This window comes from Stappia sp. TSB10P1A (genome assembly GCF_900185725.1).
In the GTDB taxonomy this organism is placed as follows: domain Bacteria; phylum Pseudomonadota; class Alphaproteobacteria; order Rhizobiales; family Stappiaceae; genus Stappia.
On the sequence record NZ_FYAU01000024.1, the window covers coordinates 419,400 to 439,664 of the forward strand.

19 protein-coding genes are annotated in these 20,265 nt (G+C 68.5%); 7 read left to right on the top strand and 12 right to left on the bottom strand.

All coding sequences use genetic code 11. The annotated features are described in order from the left end of the window. The 4 genes from TSB10P1A_RS10495 to TSB10P1A_RS10510 all read left to right on the top strand — a co-directional run bounded on the left by TSB10P1A_RS10495 (position 1) and on the right by TSB10P1A_RS10510 (position 4,670). Positions 1-1,164, top strand: a complete 1,164-nt coding sequence (locus TSB10P1A_RS10495) for an iron-containing alcohol dehydrogenase (RefSeq protein ID WP_186387851.1) — start codon at positions 1-3, stop codon at positions 1,162-1,164. 171 nt (positions 1,165-1,335) lie between these two features. Further along, positions 1,336-2,166, top strand: coding sequence for a tryptophan synthase subunit alpha (trpA, locus tag TSB10P1A_RS10500; RefSeq protein WP_186387852.1), 831 nt, complete (start codon positions 1,336-1,338; stop codon positions 2,164-2,166). A 72-nt stretch (positions 2,167-2,238) separates the two neighbouring features. Continuing rightward, on the top strand, positions 2,239-3,237 hold the full coding sequence (gene accD, locus TSB10P1A_RS10505) for an acetyl-CoA carboxylase, carboxyltransferase subunit beta (RefSeq protein ID WP_186387853.1): 999 nt from the start codon (positions 2,239-2,241) through the stop codon (positions 3,235-3,237). 122 nt (positions 3,238-3,359) lie between these two features. Then, positions 3,360-4,670, top strand: coding sequence for a folylpolyglutamate synthase/dihydrofolate synthase family protein (locus TSB10P1A_RS10510; protein WP_186387854.1), 1,311 nt, complete (start codon positions 3,360-3,362; stop codon positions 4,668-4,670). A gap of 10 nt (positions 4,671-4,680) precedes the next feature. Here the strand turns inward: TSB10P1A_RS10510 and coaA are convergent, their stop codons facing one another. From coaA to hisB, 7 genes are all read right to left on the bottom strand, one after another. After that, positions 4,681-5,655, bottom strand: coding sequence for a type I pantothenate kinase (gene coaA, locus TSB10P1A_RS10515; RefSeq protein ID WP_244293065.1), 975 nt, complete (start codon positions 5,653-5,655; stop codon positions 4,681-4,683). A 96-nt stretch (positions 5,656-5,751) separates the two neighbouring features. Further along, positions 5,752-6,075, bottom strand: coding sequence for a phosphoribosyl-ATP diphosphatase (locus TSB10P1A_RS10520; protein ID WP_186387855.1), 324 nt, complete (start codon positions 6,073-6,075; stop codon positions 5,752-5,754). A gap of 69 nt (positions 6,076-6,144) precedes the next feature. Continuing rightward, a complete protein-coding gene (gene hisF / locus TSB10P1A_RS10525; RefSeq protein WP_186387856.1) occupies positions 6,145-6,924 on the bottom strand; it encodes an imidazole glycerol phosphate synthase subunit HisF in 780 nt (259 codons plus the stop codon). A gap of 99 nt (positions 6,925-7,023) precedes the next feature. Then, positions 7,024-7,755, bottom strand: coding sequence for a 1-(5-phosphoribosyl)-5-[(5-phosphoribosylamino)methylideneamino]imidazole-4-carboxamide isomerase (gene hisA, locus TSB10P1A_RS10530; RefSeq protein WP_186387857.1), 732 nt, complete (start codon positions 7,753-7,755; stop codon positions 7,024-7,026). 31 nt (positions 7,756-7,786) lie between these two features. Continuing rightward, positions 7,787-8,437 (bottom strand): imidazole glycerol phosphate synthase subunit HisH, encoded by a 651-nt coding sequence (gene hisH / locus TSB10P1A_RS10535; protein ID WP_186387858.1) that lies wholly within the window; start codon positions 8,435-8,437, stop codon positions 7,787-7,789. Positions 8,438-8,496: 59 nt separating this feature from the next. Continuing rightward, positions 8,497-9,012 (bottom strand): DUF2628 domain-containing protein, encoded by a 516-nt coding sequence (locus tag TSB10P1A_RS10540; protein ID WP_186387859.1) that lies wholly within the window; start codon positions 9,010-9,012, stop codon positions 8,497-8,499. A gap of 21 nt (positions 9,013-9,033) precedes the next feature. Beyond that, positions 9,034-9,627 carry an imidazoleglycerol-phosphate dehydratase HisB gene (gene hisB / locus TSB10P1A_RS10545; RefSeq protein ID WP_186387860.1) on the bottom strand — a complete coding sequence of 198 codons (594 nt, stop codon included), beginning with the start codon at positions 9,625-9,627 and terminating at the stop codon, positions 9,034-9,036. A 166-nt stretch (positions 9,628-9,793) separates the two neighbouring features. On the opposite strand from hisB, the gene pyrF reads away from it, so the two are divergent. Continuing rightward, positions 9,794-10,543 carry an orotidine-5'-phosphate decarboxylase gene (pyrF, locus tag TSB10P1A_RS10550; RefSeq protein ID WP_186387861.1) on the top strand — a complete coding sequence of 250 codons (750 nt, stop codon included), beginning with the start codon at positions 9,794-9,796 and terminating at the stop codon, positions 10,541-10,543. An 18-nt stretch (positions 10,544-10,561) separates the two neighbouring features. Here pyrF and TSB10P1A_RS10555 read toward each other — a convergent pair whose 3' ends face one another. Both TSB10P1A_RS10555 and TSB10P1A_RS10560 read right to left on the bottom strand, forming a co-directional pair. Then, complete coding sequence (locus TSB10P1A_RS10555) at positions 10,562-11,752, bottom strand: alanine--glyoxylate aminotransferase family protein (protein ID WP_186387862.1); 1,191 nt, start codon at positions 11,750-11,752, stop codon at positions 10,562-10,564. Positions 11,753-12,009: 257 nt separating this feature from the next. Next, on the bottom strand, positions 12,010-13,230 hold the full coding sequence (locus tag TSB10P1A_RS10560; protein WP_186387863.1) for an acyl-CoA dehydrogenase: 1,221 nt from the start codon (positions 13,228-13,230) through the stop codon (positions 12,010-12,012). 187 nt (positions 13,231-13,417) lie between these two features. Between TSB10P1A_RS10560 and TSB10P1A_RS10565 the strand changes: the two genes are divergently transcribed. Then, on the top strand, positions 13,418-14,338 hold the full coding sequence (locus TSB10P1A_RS10565; protein WP_186387864.1) for a LysR substrate-binding domain-containing protein: 921 nt from the start codon (positions 13,418-13,420) through the stop codon (positions 14,336-14,338). Between the two features lie 232 nt (positions 14,339-14,570). Here the strand turns inward: TSB10P1A_RS10565 and TSB10P1A_RS10570 are convergent, their stop codons facing one another. Then, positions 14,571-14,942 (bottom strand): septal ring lytic transglycosylase RlpA family protein, encoded by a 372-nt coding sequence (locus TSB10P1A_RS10570; protein WP_186387865.1) that lies wholly within the window; start codon positions 14,940-14,942, stop codon positions 14,571-14,573. A gap of 177 nt (positions 14,943-15,119) precedes the next feature. Between TSB10P1A_RS10570 and TSB10P1A_RS10575 the strand changes: the two genes are divergently transcribed. Further along, positions 15,120-17,189 (top strand): GGDEF and EAL domain-containing protein, encoded by a 2,070-nt coding sequence (locus TSB10P1A_RS10575; protein WP_186387866.1) that lies wholly within the window; start codon positions 15,120-15,122, stop codon positions 17,187-17,189. Positions 17,190-17,258: 69 nt separating this feature from the next. On the opposite strand, the gene TSB10P1A_RS10580 is transcribed toward TSB10P1A_RS10575, so the two are convergent. Then, positions 17,259-18,320: a hypothetical protein gene (locus TSB10P1A_RS10580; protein WP_186387867.1), complete on the bottom strand. Its 1,062-nt coding sequence runs from the start codon at positions 18,318-18,320 to the stop codon at positions 17,259-17,261. Positions 18,321-18,359: 39 nt separating this feature from the next. Next, positions 18,360-20,144: a SulP family inorganic anion transporter gene (locus TSB10P1A_RS10585; protein WP_186387868.1), complete on the bottom strand. Its 1,785-nt coding sequence runs from the start codon at positions 20,142-20,144 to the stop codon at positions 18,360-18,362. Between the last annotated feature and the right edge of the window lie 121 nt (positions 20,145-20,265).

Below are 20,265 nucleotides of genomic sequence, written 5' to 3' on the forward strand. Positions count from 1 at the left end.
ATGACCACCACCCCGTCCGTCAACTGGAACTACCCGACCTCCGTCCGTTTTGGCGCCGGCCGCATCAACGAGCTCGGCCAATGCGCCGCCCTGCTCGGCATGAAGCGCCCGCTGCTGGTCACCGATCCGGGCCTTGCCCGCCTGCCGATGACCGCCAACGCGCTGGAGCTGCTGCGCCAGGCCGGCCTGGAGCCGGACATCTTCAGCGACATCAAGCCGAACCCGACCGCATCGAACGTCGAGGCGGGCGTTGCCGCCTATCGCGCCGGCGGCCATGACGGCGTCATCGCTTTCGGCGGCGGCTCCGGTCTTGATGCCGGCAAGGTCATCGCCTTCATGGCCGGCCAGACCCGGCCGATGTGGGACTTCGAGGACATCGGCGACTGGTGGACCCGCGCCGATCCGGACGGCATCGCGCCGATCCTCGCCGTGCCGACCACGGCCGGAACCGGTTCCGAGGTCGGCCGCGCCGGCGTCATCACCAACGAGGAAACCCACACCAAGAAGGTCATCTTCCACCCGAAGATGCTGCCCGGCATCGTCATCTGCGATCCGGAGCTGACCGTCGGCATGCCGCGCTATTTCACCGTCGGCACCGGCATGGACGCCCTCGCCCACTGCCTGGAGGCCTATTCCTCCACCTTCTACCATCCGATGGGCGACGGCATCGCGGTCGAGGGCATGCGCCTCGTCTTCGAGAACCTGAAGCGTGTCGCCGAGGTGCCGGACGATCTCGTCGCCCGCGGCCACATGATGTCGGCCGCCGCCATGGGCGCGGTCGCCTTCCAGAAGGGCCTTGGTGCCATCCACGCGCTCTCCCATCCGGTCGGCGCGCTCTACGACACCCATCACGGCATGACCAACGCGGTCTTCATGCCCTATGTGCTGGTGTTCAACCGCGCGGCCATCGAGACCAAGATCGACCGGCTCGCCGGCTATCTCGGCATCTCCGGCGGTTTCGACGGGTTCCTGCAGGCGGTGCTCGACCTGCGCACCGCGCTCGACGTGCCGCATACGCTGGAAGGGCTGAAGGTCGACGGCGCCAAGGCCGCGAAGATCGCCGAGATGGCCATTGTCGATCCGACCGCCGGCGGCAACCCGATCGAGTTGACGCTCGAGGGTGCCGCCTCGATCTTCGACGCGGCGCTGACCGGCCGGCTCTGATGTCGGCGGCGCGGCGGCCTCAGGGGCCGCTTCGCCGATTGACAGGGGGCCTGTCTGCCCCCTACATCCCCACTGGCTTTCGCGGGCAGGACTGGCCCGCGACAGCCGCGACCGGCCGGCCCTGGGGGCCGGACGACACCGGCAGGACAATGACAGGGTGGGACCGGGCAGATGAGTGACACGCGGATCGACCGCCGCTTTGCGGCATTGCAGGCGGCGAACCGCCCGGCGCTGGTGACCTTCGTCACCGCCGGCGATCCGGACCTTGCCACCTCGCAGGCGATCCTCGATGCGCTGCCGGCCGCAGGCGCCGACGTCATCGAGCTCGGCATGCCCTTCTCCGATCCGATGGCCGAAGGCATCCCGGTGCAGCTCGCCAACCAGCGCGCGCTCGCCGCCGGCCAGACCATGGACAAGACGCTGGACATGGTGCGCGCCTTCCGCCGCCACGACCAGGACACACCCATCGTGCTGATGGGATATTACAACCCGATCTACGTGCGCGATCCCGCGGTTTTCGTGAAGACGGCGGTCGAGGCCGGCGTCGACGGGTTGATCATCGTCGATATCCCGCCGGAGGCCGACGACGAGCTCTGCCTGCCGGCGATGGCCGCCGGGCTCAACTTCATCCGCCTGACGACGCCGACGACCGACGACAAGCGGCTTCCCGCCGTTCTCGCCAACACGTCCGGTTTCGTCTATTACGTATCGGTGACCGGCATCACCGGCGCCACCATCGCCAACCGCGACCGGGTCACCGAAGCGGTCCGCCGCATCAAGCGCCACACCGCGCTGCCCGTGGCGGTCGGCTTCGGCGTCAAGACGGCGGAGGATGCCGAGGTGATCGGCCGCGACGCCGACGGCGTCGTCGTCGGTTCGGTGCTGGTGGAAGCGGTGCGCAACAGCCTTGATGGCGAGGGCCGGGCAACGCCGGCGACCGTCGAGGCGGTGGCGAAGGTGGTGCGGGCGCTTGCCGGCGGCGTCGCCCGGGCCCGCGGCTGAGCCGCAGCGGCCAAGGACGGCCGGAAAGCCAATGACGGCCGGGAACATGCAAGACAACGGACGGTATCTGCCTTGAACTGGATCAACAACGTCGTTCGCCCGAAGATTCGCGGCCTGCTGCAGAAGCGGGACGTGCCGGAGAACCTCTGGATCAAGTGCCCGGAGACCGGCGAGATGGTCTTCCACCGCGATCTTGAGGCCAATCAATGGGTGGTGCCCAATTCCGGTCACCACATGCGGATTTCCGGCAGTCGCCGGCTCGAACTGTTCTTCGACGGCGGCACCTTCGAGAAGGTGGCGACGCCGGAGGTCGCCGCCGATCCGTTGAAGTTCCGCGACGAGAAGCGCTACACCGACCGCCTGCGCGATGCCCGCGCCAAGACCGGTCTGGACGATGCCGTGACGGTGGCGACCGGCAAGCTGCGCGGCATGGACATGACCGCCGCCGTGCAGGACTTCGCCTTCATGGGCGGCTCGCTCGGCATGGCCGCCGGCGAGGCGGTGCTGACCGGCATGCAGACGGCTGTCGCGCGCAAGACGCCCTTCGTGCTCTTCGTCGCCTCGGGCGGCGCGCGGATGCAGGAAGGCATCCTCTCCCTGATGCAGATGCCGCGCACCACCGTCGGCGTGCAGATGCTGCGCGAGGCGGGCCTGCCCTATGTGGTGGTGTTCACCAATCCGACGACAGGCGGCGTCACCGCCTCCTACGCGATGCTTGGCGACGTCCACATGGCCGAGCCGGGGGCGCTGATCGGCTTCGCCGGGCCGCGCGTCATCGAGCAGACCATCCGCGAGAAGTTGCCCGACGGGTTCCAGCGCTCCGAATACCTTCTCGATCACGGCATGGTCGACATGGTTGTGCATCGCCACAAGCTGCCCGAGACGATCGCCCGGGTCTGCTCGATCCTGATGAAGGCCGAGGTCAGCCTGCCGGACGAGGAGGAACTGAAGTCGCTGCCGGGTTCGAACGGCACAGCCGAGGTTTCGCCGGAATTCGCCCATGGCGGCGACAGTTCCTCGGGCGGCGACAGCGGCGGTGGCGGCAGCGACGGCGGCGGCGAAAGCCACTAGCCGGCCGCGCTGTCGCAGGCACGACACCGGCGGACGCTGCCAGGCTTGCCGCGTCCCCGGAAGTTCCCCTAACCATGAAGGCTGCTGCAGGCGCGCTTCCAGCGCGGCGGGACGGGCGGACAATGGACCAGGTAACCGCGATCCTCGACCGATTGCTTGCGCTGCATCCGCGCGAGATCGACCTGTCGCTCGGCCGCATGGAGCGCCTGCTGGGCGCGCTTGGCCGGCCGCAGGACCGGCTGCCGCCGCTCGTCCACATCGCCGGCACCAATGGCAAGGGCTCCACCACAGCCTTCATGCGGGCGATCCTGGAAGCGGCCGGGCTCAAGGTGCATGTCTACACCTCGCCGCATCTCGTCGCCTTTAACGAGCGCATCCGCCTTGCCGGACGTCTCGTCACCGATGCGCGGCTGATCGAGGCGCTCGACGTCTGTGAGCAGGCCAACGCCGGCGCGGAGATCACCTTCTTCGAGGTCACCACCGCCGCCGCCCTGCTGCTCTTTGCCGAGGAGCCGGCGGATGTGCTGCTGCTGGAGGTCGGTCTCGGCGGCCGGCTCGACGCGACCAATGTGGTCGACGCGCCGCTCGCCGCCACCATCACGCCGCTGTCGATGGACCATGAGCGCTATCTGGGCGAGCGGCTGACCGACATTGCGGCGGAAAAGGCCGGGATTCTCAAGCGCGGCTGCCCGGCGGTGATCGCGCCGCAGCCCGACGAGGCGATGGCGGTGATCGAGCGGGTCGCTGCCCGTCTTGGCGCGCCGCTCCAGGTGTTCGGGCAGGATTTCACCGCCTTCGAGGAAAACGGCCGCCTCGTCTATCAGGACGAGGAGGGGCTGATGGACCTGCCCTTGCCGCGCCTGTTCGGCCGCCACCAGATCGTCAACGCGGCCATGGCCATCGCCTCGCTGCGAGCGGCCGGCCGTCTGCCGGCGGTCGAGGCCATCGAGGCCGGGCTCCTGTCGGTCGACTGGCCGGGCCGCATGCAGCCGCTGACGGAAGGTCCGCTGCTGGATCTCTGCCCGCCCGGCAGCGAACTCTGGCTCGACGGTGGTCACAATCCCGGCGCCGGCATCACCATCGCCGAGGTGATGGCGGAGCAGGAGGAGCGCCGCCCAAGGCCGCTCTATCTCGTCTCCGGCATGTTGAAGACCAAGGATCCGGTCGGTTTCTTCCGCCCCTTTGCCGGTCTTGTGCGCGAGGTCGCCTGCGTCCCGCTGACCACCACCGATGCCGGCCGCGATCCCGCCTGCCTTGCCGGATCGGCGCGGGAGGCGGGCCTTGCGGCCGACGCCCATGCCTCGCTTGTCGCAGCGCTCGCCCATGTGCGGGAGCGCGCCGCCGGTGACACTGTGCCGCCGCGCATCCTGATCTGCGGCTCGCTCTATCTCGCCGGCGAAGTGCTTGCCCGCAACGGCATGAAGCCGGTCTGAGGAAACCCGCTCACAGCTTGCGCAGCCGAACCTCGTTGATCGCGTGGGTCTCGGCCTTGCGCAGGATCAGGTCGGCGCGCGGCCGGGTCGGCAGGATGTTTTCCTGCAGGTTGACCAGGTTGATCTCGTTCCACAGCCCTTCGGCGATCGCCAGCGCCTCCGCGTCGCCGACCTTTGAATACTTGTTGAAATAGGAGCCGGGATCGCGGAAGGCGGTCTCGCGCAGCCGCATGAAACGCGACACGTACCAGTCGTGCAGCACGTCTTCGTCGGCGTCGATATAGATCGAGAAGTCGAAGAAATCCGAGACGAAGGGCACCTCCTTGCCGTCGCGCGGCAGGTTGGTCGTCTGCAGCACGTTGAGCCCCTCGAGGATCAGGATGTCCGGCCGGTCGACCGTGACGAACTGCCCCGGCATCACGTCGTAATAGAAGTGGGAATAGACCGGCGCGCGCACATGCCGCCGCCCGGCCTTCAGGTCCGACAGGAACTTCAGCAGCGTTGCCCGGTCGTAGCTTTCGGGAAAGCCCTTGCGCCGCATCAGGCCCTCCGCCTCCAGCACCGCGTTGGGATAGAGAAAGCCGTCGGTGGTGACGAGGTCGACCTTCGGGCTCGCCGGCCAGCGCGCCAGCAGCGCCTGCAGCAGGCGCGCCGTCGTCGACTTGCCGACCGCCACCGAGCCGGCGATGCCGATGACGAACGGGTTCTTGACGTCGTTGCTGCCGAGAAAGCGCGTGGTTGCACGGTGCAACTGCTGTGTCGCCTCGACATAATAGGCGAGCAGCCGCGACAGCGGCAGCAGGATCGATTCCACCTGGGCGATGGACACCGGATCGTTGAGCGACTGCAGCCGGCGCACCTCCGCCGCCGTCAGCGTCATCGGCGTGTCGGCCCTGAGTTTCGCCCATTCCGCCTCGGTAAAGACCCGGTACGGCGACAGATCGTCCTCGGTGAACCTGTTGAGGCTGTGCTCCATGGCGACCATGCAATCCTCGCTCCTGCCGGATGCCCGGCCGTTCGCTCGCAAGACCCGGAAACGGTCGCGTGGGCCGTGCCGGGCAGTCCGTCGCAAGGCCGGTTGTCAGCCGGGCCGCCGCGATGCCTTCTCCTCAAGACCCGTCTGTGCCGTGCGGCGTTCCAGCTCCGCCATCACGTCCGCAAGCGGCACGTCGCGCACCTTGAGCAGGACGAGCAGGTGGTAGAGCAGATCGGCGGCCTCGCCGGTCAGCTCCCGCGCATCGCCGGCCACCGCCGCGATCGCCGTCTCCACTGCCTCCTCGCCCACTTTCTGGGCGATCTTCGCCGGCCCCTTGCCGATCAGCTTGCGGGTGTAGGAGCTCTCGTCGTCGCTCTGCGCCCGCGCCGCGATGATGCGGTCAAGGTCGGTCAGTGTGAAGCCGGTCATTGGTCGGACATCTCCTGCGGCTTCGCGCCCCTGCCGGCTGTTTTCTGCGCGTCGGGGCGGGCCCTGGTGTCAGGCCGCGTCGAGCCGCATGGGAATGCCGGCCCGGGCCATGTGTTCCTTGGCTTCGCGGATGGTGTGGGTTCCGAAATGGAAGATCGAGGCGGCGAGCACCGCCGTCGCGTGGCCGTCGCGCACGCCCTCGACCAGGTGGTCGAGAGTGCCGACGCCGCCGGAGGCGATCACCGGCACCGGCACCGCATCGGCGATGGCGCGGGTCAGCGCCAGATTGAAGCCCGTGCGGGTGCCGTCGCGGTCCATCGAGGTGACCAGCAACTCGCCGGCGCCCAGCTCCACCGCCTTGCGGGCGAAGTCGACGGCGTCGATGCCGGTCGCCTCGCGCCCGCCATGGGTGAAGATCTCGAAGCGTTCCGCTTCGCCGGGCGCGTTGACCTGCTTGGCGTCGATGGACAAGACAATGCACTGGGCGCCGAACTTTTCCGCCGCCTCGCGGATGAAATCGGGGTTCTTCACCGCCGCCGTGTTGATCGACACCTTGTCGGCGCCGGCCACCAGCAGCTTGCGGATGTCCTCGACCCGGCGCACGCCGCCGCCGACGGTCAGCGGCATGAAACAGGCCTCCGCCGTCCGCCGGACCACGTCGAAGATCGTGTCGCGGTTCTCGTGGCTTGCAGTGATGTCGAGGAAGCAGAGTTCGTCCGCGCCGGCCGCATCATAGGCCTTCGCGGCCTCCACCGGATCGCCGGCATCGACCAGATTGACGAAGTTCACGCCCTTGACGACGCGGCCGTCCTTGACGTCCAGACAGGGAATGACACGTGCTTTCAGCATGTTAGGCGATTACCCGACGTATTTCGCGGTCGCAGCATACAGGTCCTGACCCGTGCTGCAAAGCCGGGAAAGAGCGCAAGGGCGGCGACGACTAGCATCTTACCCTGCGGCAAGGATCTTCAAGGCCTCGGCCGGATCGAGCCGCCCGTCATAGAGCGCCCGGCCTGAGATCGCGCCTTCCAGCACGGCGCAGTCGGGGGCGGCGAGCCGCTTGACGTCCTCGATGGAGGCAAGGCCGCCGGAGGCAATCACCGGGATCGAGGTGGCGCCGGCCAGCTCCAGCGTGCCGTCCCAGTTGATGCCGGCCAGCACCCCGTCGCGGTCGATGTCGGTATAGATGATCGCGGCAACGCCGGCGTCCTCGAAGCGGCGGGCGAGCTCGATGGCCGAGAGTTCGGAGGTCTCCGCCCAGCCCTCGACCGCCACCTTGCCGCCGCGCGCGTCGATGCCGACGGCGACCCGGCCCGGAAAGGCCTTGCAGGCGGCCTTGACCAGATCGGGATCGCGCACCGCCACCGTGCCGAGGATCACCCGGGCGATGCCCTTGGCGAGCCAGGCTTCCACATGCGCAAGGCTGCGGATGCCGCCGCCAAGCTGCACCGGATTGGTCGTTGCTTGCAGGATGGCGTCGACCGCCGCGCCATTGCGGCTCTCGCCGGCGAAGGCGCCGTCGAGGTCGACCACATGCAGGTAGCGGAAGCCCTGCGTCTGGAAGCTGAGGGCCTGGGCGGCCGGGTCGTCGTTGAAGACGGTGGCCTGCGCCATGTCGCCGAGCTTCAGGCGGACGCATTGGCCGCCCTTCAGGTCGATGGCGGGAAACAGGATGGGCATGATAGGTGTTCCGTCTCGTCGCAGGTGCCGCTTACGGCGCCCACTCGATGAAATTGGCGATCAGCGCAAGGCCGAGCCGCTGGCTCTTTTCCGGGTGGAACTGGGTGCCCACCATCGTGTCGCGTCCGACGATCGCGGTGATCGGCCCGCCATAGTCAGCGGTGGCGATGACATGCGCCGGGTCCGCCGCCTTCAGGTGGAAGGAGTGGACGAAATAGGCGTGCAGGCCCGTCTCGCCCGTTTCGATCCCGGCAAGCAGCGGGTGATCGGCAAGCTTGCGGATCGTGTTCCAGCCCATATGCGGGATCTTCAGTGCCGGATCGTCCGGCGTGATCGCGGTGACGTCGCCGGGAATCCAGCCGAAGCCTTCGCTTTTCTCGAACTCCAGGCCGCGGCTCGCCATCAATTGCATGCCGACGCAGATGCCGAGAAAGGGGCGCCCCTTCGCCTCGACCGCCTCGACGAGGGCGGCCTCCATGCCGTCGACCGCGCGGATGCCGCGCCGGCAGTCGGCAAAGGCGCCGACGCCCGGCAGCACGATCCGGTCGGCCCGCGCCACCACGTCCGGGTCGGCCGTCACCCGCACGCTGGCGCCATGGCCATGGGCATGGGCGGCCCGCTCGAAGGCCTTTTCGGCCGAGCGCAGGTTGCCGGAGCCGTAGTCGATGATGGCGATCAGCATGGGTTCAATCCGTCAGGCGATGCGGGAAGGTGGCAGGGGGCGGCGCGGTGTGCCGGATGTCAGCCTTGATGCGGGGCAAGGCTCAGGCCGACGACCCGCTCCGCGCCGATGCGCGGCACCGGGTAGCCAGGGCGATGCGGCGGCGGGGTCTCGGGCTTCGGCGTGGTGCCGGCGGCGTCTGCCTGCGCCTGGTGGGCGGCAAGCCTTGCGAAGAAGCGCCGTTCCGCCTCCTCGCGGTTCTGCGCCTCGATCACCGCGACGAACTGCCAGCCGCGCCGCTCCAGCGTCCAGCGCCACAACCCGTTCGCCTCGAAGGCGAAGAGGATCGACAGCGCCGCCGTGGCAATGCCGGGCATCGGCCCGCCGACAAACCGCGAGGCGAGTTCGGCGGCAAGGCCGACCAGCAGATAGGCGAGCAGCACCAGCCACAGCCGCTTCACCAGCAGCCAGGGCAGGGTGAAGACCAGCGCCGCCCAGTTGAAGCGGTCGGGGATGAAGACGGTGCGCTCGGCCGCACCCTCGCCGATCGTCTCGGGCGAGGTACCGGGCGGGATCAGCACCATATGGATCGTCATCTATCCCTCCGTCCGGCGGTCTCAGCCGCCGAGCTGGCCCTTGGTCGAGGGCACGCGGCCGGCCTGTCGCGGGTCCGGCTCGATCGCCTTGCGCAGCGACCGCGCCACCGCCTTGAAGCAGGTCTCGGCAATGTGGTGGCAGTTGCTGCCCGTCAGGTTGGCGATATGCAGCGTGATGCCGGCATTCATCGCGAAGGCGCGGAAGAACTCCTCGAACAGCTCGGTGTCGAAGTCGCCGACCTTGTCGCGTGGGAAGGTGACGTCCCACACCAGGAACGGCCGGCCCGACACGTCGAGGGCGCAGCGCGTCAGCGCCTCGTCCATGGCCAGATGGCAGTCGGCATAGCGGGTGATGCCGGTCATGTCGCCGAGCGCCTGGCGCAGCGCCTGGCCGAGGGCGATGCCGACATCCTCGGCCGTGTGATGAAAGTCGATATGGGTGTCGCCGCTGGCGCGGATCGTCATGTCGATCAGCGAATGCCGGGACAGTTGCTCCAGCATGTGGTCGAGAAAGCCGACCCCGGTCTGCACCGAATAGGCGCCGGTCCCGTCGAGGACGATCTCGACGGCAATGTCGGTTTCCTTCGTCTTGCGCGAGATCTTCGCGGTGCGCATGGGCGACCCTGTCCTTCTGTCACCGGCCTGCTGCCGGCAGCGAAGCCTTGTAACAGGAGGCTTGCCGCAATGAAATACCTGCGCGCGCCGCGCCGCGATCTGGCCAAGATCGCCCTGCACGGGTAAGACGGATTTTCGACACTTGCAACGTTCCGGAGACCTGCCGATGCAAAGCGCTGCCCTACCGCTGGACGAGGACCCGTCCCCTTTCGCGCCGGCGAGCGCCCGCGACCGCCTGATTGTCGGCCTTGACGTGCCGACGGTGGAGGAGGCCCGCGCCATCGTGCGCGAGACCGCGGGTGCCGTCGGCACCTACAAGATCGGCATGCAGCTTCAGTTCGCCGGCGGCCTGGAACTGGCCGCCGAGCTTGCCCGCGAGGGCCACAGCATCTTTCTCGACGTGAAGCTTCTCGACATCGACAACACGGTGATGAAGGCGGTCGAGAACATCGCCCGCATGGGCGTGCGCTTCGTCACCATCCACGCCTATCCCAAGGCGATGCGCGCGGCCGTTGCCGGCCTTGCCGCGGCCGGCGGCGATGTCTGCCTGCTCGGCGTTACCGTGCTGACCTCGATGGACGAGGACGACCTGCACGATGCCGGTTATGCCGGCGGCGTCGAGGATCTGGTGATTGCGCGCGCTGCCGATGCCCGCGCGGCCAATATGGGCGGCATCGTCTGCTCGCCGCTGGAGGTCGCCTCGCTGCGCCCGGTGGTCGGCCCGCGCCTCGTCACCGTGACGCCTGGCATCCGTCCGGCAGGGTCCGAGGCCGGCGACCAGAAGCGCATCATGACCCCGGCCGATGCGATTGCTGCCGGTGCCGACTATCTGGTGGTCGCGCGGCCCGTGATCATGGTCGCCAACCGCCGGGCGGCGGCGGAGGCCATCGTCGAGGAGATCGGCCGCGCGCTCTAAGCGAACCCAGGACCCGGATCAGCGGGGCTCGGCGAGCCCCGCCGCCAGGCACTCGATCGCGGCCTGCACGCCGCCCGCACCGTGCGGCACACCGAGCATCTTGAGCCCCAATTCCAGCGTCCCGAGCGTGCCCAGCACCATCGGCGCGTTGACATGGCCCATATGGCCGATGCGGATGCCCTTGCCGGCGATCTCGCCGATCGTGCCGCCGATGGTGACGTTGCAGGTCTGCTGGCACCAGCGGCGCAGCACGGCCGGATCGAAGCCCGGCGTCAGCACCACGGTGACCGAGTTGGAGCGCTGGGCCTCCTCCAGGATGTTCAGCTCCATCGCCCCGCCTTCGGCCCATTTGGCGACGCAGGCGCGCACGGCCGCGGCCAGCAGCGCATGGCGGTGATGGGCGGCGTCCAGCCCTTCGTCCAGAAGCAGGTCGAGCGCCTGGCGGAAGGCGAAGAGCAGGTGCTCCGGCGGCGTGCCGCAATATTTCTGGTAGTGCTCGCTGCCCTGGCGGAACGTCCAGTCCCAGTAGAAGGTCTTCAGGGTTGCCGTCTCATGCGCGGCGAGCGCCTTGGCATTGGCGCCGACAAAGGCAAGGCCCGGCGGCGTCATCAGCCCTTTCTGCGCGCCGGTGACGGTCACGTCGACGCCCCACGCGTCCATCTTGTAGGGCACGCAGCCGAGCGAGGCGATGGTGTCGACCATGAACAGCGCCGGATGGCCGGCCGCATTGATCGCCTTGCGCAGGGCGGCGATGTCGTTGAGCACGCCCGAGGCCGTGTCCACCTGCACCACCAGCACCGCCTTGATTTCATGCGCGGTATCCGCGGCAAGGCGCGCGGTCACCGCCAGCGGATCGACGGCCCGGCGCCAGTCGCCCGGCAGCACCTCGATCTCGAGGCCGGACATTTTCGCCATCTCGCCCCAGCCGCGGGCGAAGCGGCCCGAGTCCAGCACCAGCACCCGGTCGCCGCGCGACAGCGTGTTGGTCAGCGCCGCTTCCCAGGCGCCGTGGCCGTTGGCGGCATAAAGGAAGGCCTTGCCTGTGGTGCCGAACACCTTCGGCAGGTCGGCGAGCAGGCTGTCGGTCAGCCCGACGAGCGAGCCGGTATAGATGTCGATCGCCGGGCGGTGCATGGCCCTGAGCACTTCGTCCGGCACCGTGGTCGGCCCAGGGATCATCAGGAATTCGCGGCCGCTGGCGAGCGTCATGGCAGGCTCCGGAAAGGCTGCGCGGCAAAAGGCGGCCCGCATGTCGTGGCGGGCCCGCCGCGCGGGCGGGGGAGAGAATGGCCGTGCAAGCTGCGCGTGAGGCGAACCCTGCAGGATCAGACCATGGTGTTTTCCACCACCACGCGTCGTTGTGCAATCCGTTCGTGCGACGGCGCGCCGAGATCGAGCCTGTGCCGTGGCAGGCCGGTGACGAGGAATGGGGCAGGGGCCGCGGGCCCCCGCCCTCCATCACCTGCTCAGAAGAACGCCTGCAGGCCGGTCTGGGCGCGGCCGAGGATCAGCGCATGAACGTCATGCGTGCCCTCGTAGGTGTTCACCGTCTCCAGGTTCTGGGCGTGCCGCATCACGTGGTACTCCTCCTGGATGCCGTTGCCGCCATGCATGTCGCGGGCCTGGCGGGCGATGTCCAGCGCCTTGCCGCAATTGTTGCGCTTGACGATGGAGATCATCTCCGGCGCCACGCGGCCTTCGTCGAACAGGCGGCCGACGCGCAACGAGGCCTGCAGGCCGAGCGCGATCTCGGTCTGCATGTCGGCGAGCTTCTTCTGGAAGAGCTGGGTCTGGGCCAGCGGCTTGTTGAACTGCTTGCGCTCCAGGCCGTAGTTGCGGGCCCGGTGCCAGCAATCCTCGGCCGCACCCAGCGCGCCCCAGGAAATCCCGTAGCGGGCGCGGTTGAGGCAGCCGAACGGGCCCTTCAGGCCGGAAACATTCGGCAGCAGCGCGTCCTCGCCGACTTCGACATTGTCCATGACGATCTCGCCGGTGATCGAGGCGCGCAAGCTGAGCTTGCCGCCGATCTTCGGCGCGGAAAGGCCCTTCATCCCCTTGTCGAGCACGAAGCCGCGGATCGCCCCGTCATGGGCGTCGGACTTGGCCCAGACGACAAAGACATCGGCGATCGGCGCGTTGGAGATCCACATCTTGGAGCCCTTCAGCCGGTAACCGCCGTCGATCTTCTCGGCGCGGGTGCGCATGCCGGCCGGGTCGGAGCCGGCATCGGGCTCGGTCAGGCCGAAGCAGCCGACGAATTCGCCGCTGGCGAGCTTCGGCAGGTACTTCCTGCGCTGCTCCTCGCTGCCATAGGCATAGATCGGATACATCACCAGCGACGACTGCACCGAGTTCATCGAACGGTAGCCGGAATCGACCCGCTCGATCTCGCGGGCGACGAGGCCATAGGCGACATAGGAGGCGTTGGCACAGCCATAGTCTTCCGGCAGCGTGATGCCGAGCAGGCCGAGTTCGCCCATCTCGTTGAAGATCTCGCGGTCGGTCTTCTCCTGCGCATAGGCTTCCAGCACGCGCGGCTGCAGCTTGTCCTGGGCATAGGCGCGGGCCGTTTCCATGATCAGGATCTCGTCCTCGTTCAACTGGTCGCGCAGCAGGAACGGGTCTTCCCAGGAAAAGCGGCCGCCGCCGGTCGGGTCGGACTTGTGAACGGATGCGTGTGCGGTCATGGCTGTGGTCTCCTCCGATCCGCCTGCGGGCGCTGCTGCTGGCGGAGTGCGTTCGTTATCAGGGCCCGCGCCGCTCTGGGCGGCCGGACCCGCGAAAGGGGTGAATGTCCGGGCGCGAGTGTCCGGTCTGTCGCCCCCGGCGAAAAGTGATATGTTGTCCCAAGTTCATGAGCGGATGGAATAGGGTTTGAAACGCGGCTTCGTTCCCCATGTCGACAGCCTGATCGCCTTCGAGTGCGCGGCACGGCACGGCAGCTTCACCCGCGCGGCGGAGGAGTTGCATCTCACTCAAGGTGCCGTCTCCAAGCAGGTGCGCCATCTCGAGGTCCGGCTCGGCGTCGAACTGTTCAAGCGGGTGCGTCAGCGCATCGTGCTCACCGATGCCGGGAGGCTCTATCTGCACGATGTGCGCGGCGCGCTGGAAAGCCTGACCGCCGCCACCCGCCAGGTCATGTCCTTCGCGGGCAACGAGGACGTGCTCAACCTGGCCACCCTGCCCTCCTTCGGCACCCGCTGGCTGGCTCCGCGCCTCTCGGGCTTCATCGCCGTCCATCCGACCGCCAGCCTCAATGTGACGGTGCGCCTGCGGCCTTTCGATTTTGCCAAGGAGCCGTTCGACGTGGCGATCCACTACGGCGATCCGGTCTGGGCGGGCGCCGTTGCCGAGCCGCTGTTCCGCGAGGAGGTGATCGCGGTCGCCTCGCCGGCCTTCCGCGCCCGCCACCGGATCCGCCGGCCGCAGGATCTTGCGCCGCTCACCCGGCTGCATCAGTCGACGCGGCCGCTCGCCTGGCGCCAGTGGTTCGAATGCGCCGGGGTCGAGACGGAACTCGCCTTCCAGGGGCCGCGCTTCGAACAGTTCGTGATGATGGCCGAAGCCGCCGCCAACGACCTCGGCGCGGCCCTGGTGCCGCGCTTCTTCGTTTCCGAGGAACTGGCCTCCGGACGGCTGGTGCAGCTCTTCGACACGGTGCTGCGGCTGCCCTCCGCCTATCACCTCGTCTATCCGGAGGACCGCTCGCTGCGCCCCGTCGCTGCCCGGTTCCGCGACTGGCTGATGGGGGAGGTGGTGGCCGGTGGCGGCGACCGGCCTGCGCTGCCGGGCTGAGGCGCCACCGGCGGCCACCGCTTCGCCAGCCACGACGGGCACAGCGGCGATACGCAAGATTCCGGGTTTGCAGCCGCGGCGAATCCTGTTGCTATCGATCTGTCTTCGTCAAGGAGATGCGGCGGTCCTGGCCGTGGGGTTTCCCCCTCCCTCCTCACGGTCAGGACCAGTTTCCCGTCCGCTTCGGCCTCCCGGCCGACAGGCGTCCGGCCGCAGCCTTCGGCGTGCGGTCTCAGCCGCAGGAGGGCGTCGCCTTGCCGGTCACCGTCACCCGCACCTTGGTCACTCCCCGACGCAGGAATTTCAGCTCGCGTGCCGCCCGCCGCGAGACGTCGAGCACCCGGCCCCGCGCGAAGGGTCCCCGGTCGACGATGGTCAGCGTCACCGTCTCGCCATTGGCGAGGTTCTCGACCTTCACCCGCGTGCCGAAGGGCAGGGTGCGATGTGCCGCAGTCAGGGCTTCCGGATTGTTGGGGGTGCCGCTTGCGGTGCGCCCGGTCAGTTCGTACCAGGAGGCGCTGCCGCATTCCGCCAGGGCAGGCTTGGCGGTCAGTCCGGCGCAGAGCGACAACGCCAACAGGCGGGCCCGGGGCTTGCGAATCATTTTCGGCAATCCATATTGTCAATCCTAACTATCTTGCGGATCGCGCCACGCGGCTCCGACACGGTATTGATCATCTCCTCCGGGAATGGCCGTTTTTCATGACTTTGTTGTGGCAAATCCCGCTTCATGCCGCTACGGCTTCTGCGAAAGTGGAACGATGTTGCGGGGGCGGACCGAATGACATCGGATGACGCGGCAAGGCCGGACCTGGCATGGCCCGCTGAGGGGCTGCATGCCGCGATCATCGCTGCGTCTCAGGATCCCATCTATTTCTGCACGCCGGACTATGTCATCCGCGAGGCCAACGAACCTTACGTGATGATCGCCGGCCTCAGCCGCGAGCAGACGATCGGTCGCACGGTGCAGGAGATTGCCGGCGCCACGGCCTTCCCGCGCCGCGCGCCGTTCCTGGAAAAAGCCCTGTCCGGTTGCGCCACGGTGCTGCAGGACTGGATCAACGTGCCCGGCCAGGGCCGCCGCTTCTTTCACGTGCGCTACCAGCCGGTGCATGATGCCGCGGGTCACTTGCTCGGGGTTGCCGCCTATGGGCGCGACATCACCGATCTGAAGGCGGCGGAGGAGGTGCTGCGGCTCTATGAGAGCGCCGTCACCCAGATGTCGGACCGCCTGTCGATCGTCGATCGCGATTACCGCTACATCCTCACCAACGAAAGCAATGCCCGCTGGCATGGCCGTACCGCCGAGAGCTTTCGCGGAGAGTCGCTGATCGAGATTGTCGGCGAGGCGCGGTTCGCCGCCGAGGTCCGCCCCTGGCTCGACCGATGCCTTGCCGGCGAGGCGGTGGAATACGATTTCCACGAGACGGCGCCGGACGGCTCTCCGGTGGTGATGGACGCCCGCCTCGAACCCTTCCGAAACAGCGATGGCGAGATCGACGCGGTCGTCGTTACCCTGCGCGACGTCACCGAGACCCGTCGCCTGTCGGAGCGGCTGGAGCGGCTGGCGCTGCAGGACGATCTCACCGGCATCGCCAACCGCCGCGCCTTCGAAACCGGGCTGGAGGAGCGCGTTGCCGCCTTCCGGGCGCGCCGGAGCGAAGGCTTCAGCGTCGTCTTCATCGATCTCGACGGCTTCAAGCTGGTCAACGACACGGCCGGACACGGCGCTGGCGACCGTTTTCTTCAGGATATCGCGCGGCTGCTGCAGCAATCGGCCGGCGAGGACGTCGAGGTGGCGCGCATCGGCGGCGACGAGTTCGGCCTGATCATCGACAGCATGCTGCCCCTTGCCGCTCAGGCGATCTGCAACCGGTTGCTGGCCACGTTCGAGGGATACCGCCTGAACTGGGAAGGCATGAGCTTCCGCAGCAGCGCCAGCATCGGCATCGCCACCGTGGCGGTGCCCGCGGCTGGCGACGAGGAGGGCGCGCGGCAGGCCGTCACCGTCGGCCGGGTGCTGCAATGGGCCGACTTCGCCTGCATGCAGGCCAAGGCGGCCGGAGGCCATCGCATCGTCGTGCATGACGGCATGAGGAAGCCCGGCGACGACAGGAAGGTGGAGATCCGTCACCTGCTCGCGGTCGAACGGGCAATCGCCGGCAACGGCTTCGTGCTGAATGTCATGGCCATCGTCGATCTCGCCAGCGGCTTGCCGGCAATGCAGGAGGTGCTGCCGCGTCTTGCCACCGAGGACGGCGAGTTGCACGGACCCTCGATGATCCGCGCCATTGCCGAACGGCACGGCCTGATGCGGGCGGTCGACCGGCTGGTGGTCAATGCCGTGCTGTCCCGTCTCGAGGCGGGAACGAGCCACCGGTTACCGATCGCGATCGACCTGTCGGAGGAAACCCTGCACAGTCCGGTCTTCGCCCGCCAATTGTTCGATCGGTTGGGGCGCTCGCCGGGTCTTTCGGAGCGGCTCGTCTTCGAGGTGCCGGAGACGGCGCTGTCGCGGCTGAAGCCGGAGGCGTGGAACCTGATGGCGGACCTGCGCGCGCTCGGCTGCCGCATCACGCTGGACAAGTTCGGCCGTGGGTTCGCCGCCTTCACCCAGTTGCGCGCCAATGCGTTCGATTTCATCAAGATCGACCGGCTGCTGACGGCGGGCCTTGCCGGCGATCCGGTCAAGCGGGCCGCGGTTTCGGGGGTCGTCGGCCTTGCGGAGGCGCTCGGCCTGCCGACCGTCGCCGAATATGTGACGGAAGCCCGGCATCTCGACATCCTGAGGGAACTCGGCGTTTGCTTCGCCCAGGGGCAGGCCGTGTCGCCGCCCGAAACCTGGCACTGAACCTGGCACTGAACCTGGCACCCCAGCCCGGCCCCAGCCTGGCATTGACGGGTTGCGGCCGCCGCCGGCTCACCAGGGAGCCGCCTCCGGCCAGTCCTCGCCGGGAAACCGCTCGCGCGCCTGCGCCGCCAGGGCCGTGCGGGTCGTCGCGTCGGCCGCCGTCAGCCGTGCCTGCCACACCATCTTGCGCCAGCGCTTGGGCAGCGCGCCGGCTCCCGGCATCGCGTCCACCCTCTCCTGCACCCCGGCAAGCCAATGTGCCGCCTGCTCGCGCTCACCGAGGCGGATGAGCGCCTGGCCCACCGCCAGCCCATAGCCCGGATTGACGCGTGCGTAAGGGTCGGCAAGCGCCTCCCCCACCGCGTCCTGGCTATCGTGCTCCTCCGCCGCCATGCGACCGGCGAAGGCGGCAAAGCGGGCGAACTCGGCGGTGCCGTCCTCGGCGATCAGCCCGCGTTCGGCGCACAGGGTCCCGAGATCGCGGGAGAAGCCGGCGATCAGCTTGCGGGCGATGTTGAGCGTGTAGAGATGGTCGTGGCTGGCATGGGAGGAGAGGAGCCGCAGCACCTTGACCCGCGCCGGCAGATCCTGCCCGGCCAGGGCCACGGCGCCGGCCGCGTCCGTCGCGTCGAAGATGCCGAAGACCAGCGTCAGCTCCGGTCCTTCGCCGCACCGCGCCAGCCGTGGTGCCAGGTCCGGGGCGGTGGCCATCGCCGGCCGGACCACCGCGCCGCTCTGGCTGCCGGGCCGGCCGAGTAGCAGTTCCGGGCCGAAGGCGAAGACCTGCCCGTCGCCGCGCCGCAGCGCGGTGACGAGCGCACCATAAGCGCCCTTCGAGGCCCCGTAATGGACGATCCGCGCCGCGCCGGAGGCCGCAAGCGCCGCATCGATCGCCCGGTCGATCGCTGTCTCGCAGCCGAGATACCATGTGGGGTCCGGACAGTTGAGAAACAGGCAGGCGTGGCGGGTGTTGGAGAAGAACCGCTCCAGCCCGAAGCGGCCGGGGGGCACGCGCACCTGCGAGAAGACCACGGCAAGCAAGTCGCTGCCTCCGGCGGGTGCGGGGCGAAAACGCCAGGCAAGCCCGCTTGCCGGATCGTGTCCCTCGCCTGTCCGCGCGTCGCCGTCCATCGTCCCGCCACCCATCCTCCCGCCACCCATCCTCCCGCCTCAGATTTCCGGGCCGATCCAGAAGTCCGCTCTGGTTGCCTTGCGCGGCTGGCGTGCCTCCGCGATATGGGTCGTGCGCGGGTCGAGCGCGGCAAGAGCCTCGTATTGGGTGAGGAACACCTTGCCGTTGAGATGGGTCAGGAAATCGGTCCGCTGCAGCCGGTCCATCACCGGGCCCTTGACCTCCGACAGGTGGAAGCCGACCCCCGCGGCCTCCAGCCGCCGGCTGATCTCCTCCAGGCTCTCCAGCGCCGAGGCGTCGATCTCGTTCACCGCCGTGCACATCAGCACCACATGGCGCAGCTTCGGCCGTTCTGCCACCAGCTCCGTCAGCCGGTCCTCCAGGAAGCGGCTGTTGGCGAAGAACAGGCTCTCGTCGACCCGCAAGGTGAGCACGGTGTCGCCGGTGATCACCTTGTGCCGGTTGACGTTTCGGAAATGCTCCGTGCCCGGGACGATGCCGACGATCGCCATGTGCGGCCGGGCGCTGCGATAAAGGTGCAGCGCCAGCGACACGCCGACACCGACGGTGACGCCGGTTTCGACGCCAAGGACAAGCGTTGCCGCAATGGTGGTCGCCATCGCCGCGAAGTCGCTGCGCGAATAGGCCCAGACCCGCCTGAGCGCCTTCAGGTCGACCAGCGACAGCACTGCCACGATGATCGTTGCCGCCAGCGTCGCCTGCGGCAGGTCGGCGATCAGCGGCGTCAGGAACAGGGTGGCCAGCGCGATGCCGACCGCGGTGAAGGCGCCGGCGGCCGGGGTTGCCGCGCCTGCGTCGAAATTCACCACCGAGCGGGCGAAGCCGCCGGTCACCGGATAGCCGCCGGACAGGCCGGAGGCGATGTTGGCCGCGCCGAGGCCGATCAGTTCCTGGTCGGGGACGATGCGCTGGCGCTTCTTGGCCGCCAGCGTCTGGGCGACGGAAACGGACTCGACGAAGCCGATCACCGAGATCAGCAGCGCCGGCACCAGAAGCTGGCTCCAAAGGTGCGGGTCGAGCGAGGGAAGCGCCGGGGTCGGCAGCCCGGCGGGAATGTGGCCGACCAGCTTCACCCCCTTGTCGCCGAGGGAGAAGACATGGGCCGCCAGCGTCGTCGCTGCCACGGCTGCGACCGGGCCCGACTTGGCGATGATGTCGGCAAGCCGTGGCCGCAGCCCGGCGCGGATCAGCGCCGGTTTCAGCCCGCTGCGCACCCAGAACAGGAAGGCGGTGACCGGCACGCCGATGGCGAGAGCGTAGGGATTGACATTGCCGAGTTCGGAAGCGAGCCCGGCGAGGATCTCCACCAAGGTGTTGCCGGAGCCGCCGAGCCCGAGAATATGCTTGAGCTGCCCGGCGGCGATGATCAGTCCGCTCGCCGTGATGAAGCCGGAAATCACCGGATGGCTCAAGAGGTTGGCGAGAAAGCCGAGGCGGAACAGCCCCATCGCGATCAGCATCGCGCCCGACAGCAGAGCCAGCACGATCGCCGCGCCGAGATATTCGGGCGTGCCCTGGGCGGCGAGTTCTCCCACCGCCGAGGCGGTCATCAGCGACACCACCGCCACCGGCCCGACGGCAAGCGCCCGGCTGGTGCCGAACAGCGCATAGGCCACCAGCGGCAGGATCGAGGCGTAGAGACCGACTTCCGGCGGCAGGCCGGCCAGCAGCGCATAGGCGAGCGACTGCGGGATCAGCATGATCGTGACGATCAGCGCGGCGATCAGATCGTCGGTCGCCGTGTGCCGGGTGTAGCTGCGTCCCCAGTCGAGGATCGGGAGATAGGAGGCAAGGCGAGTCATGTCCGGGCCGGAATAGAGGTCGCAGGAAAAGGGACGCCGCGCGCAAGCGCGCGGCGCGTCGAGACGGTCCCCTCGCAAGGGGAGACCCACCTGCCGTGCGGCTCGGGCTCCGGCGTCAGCG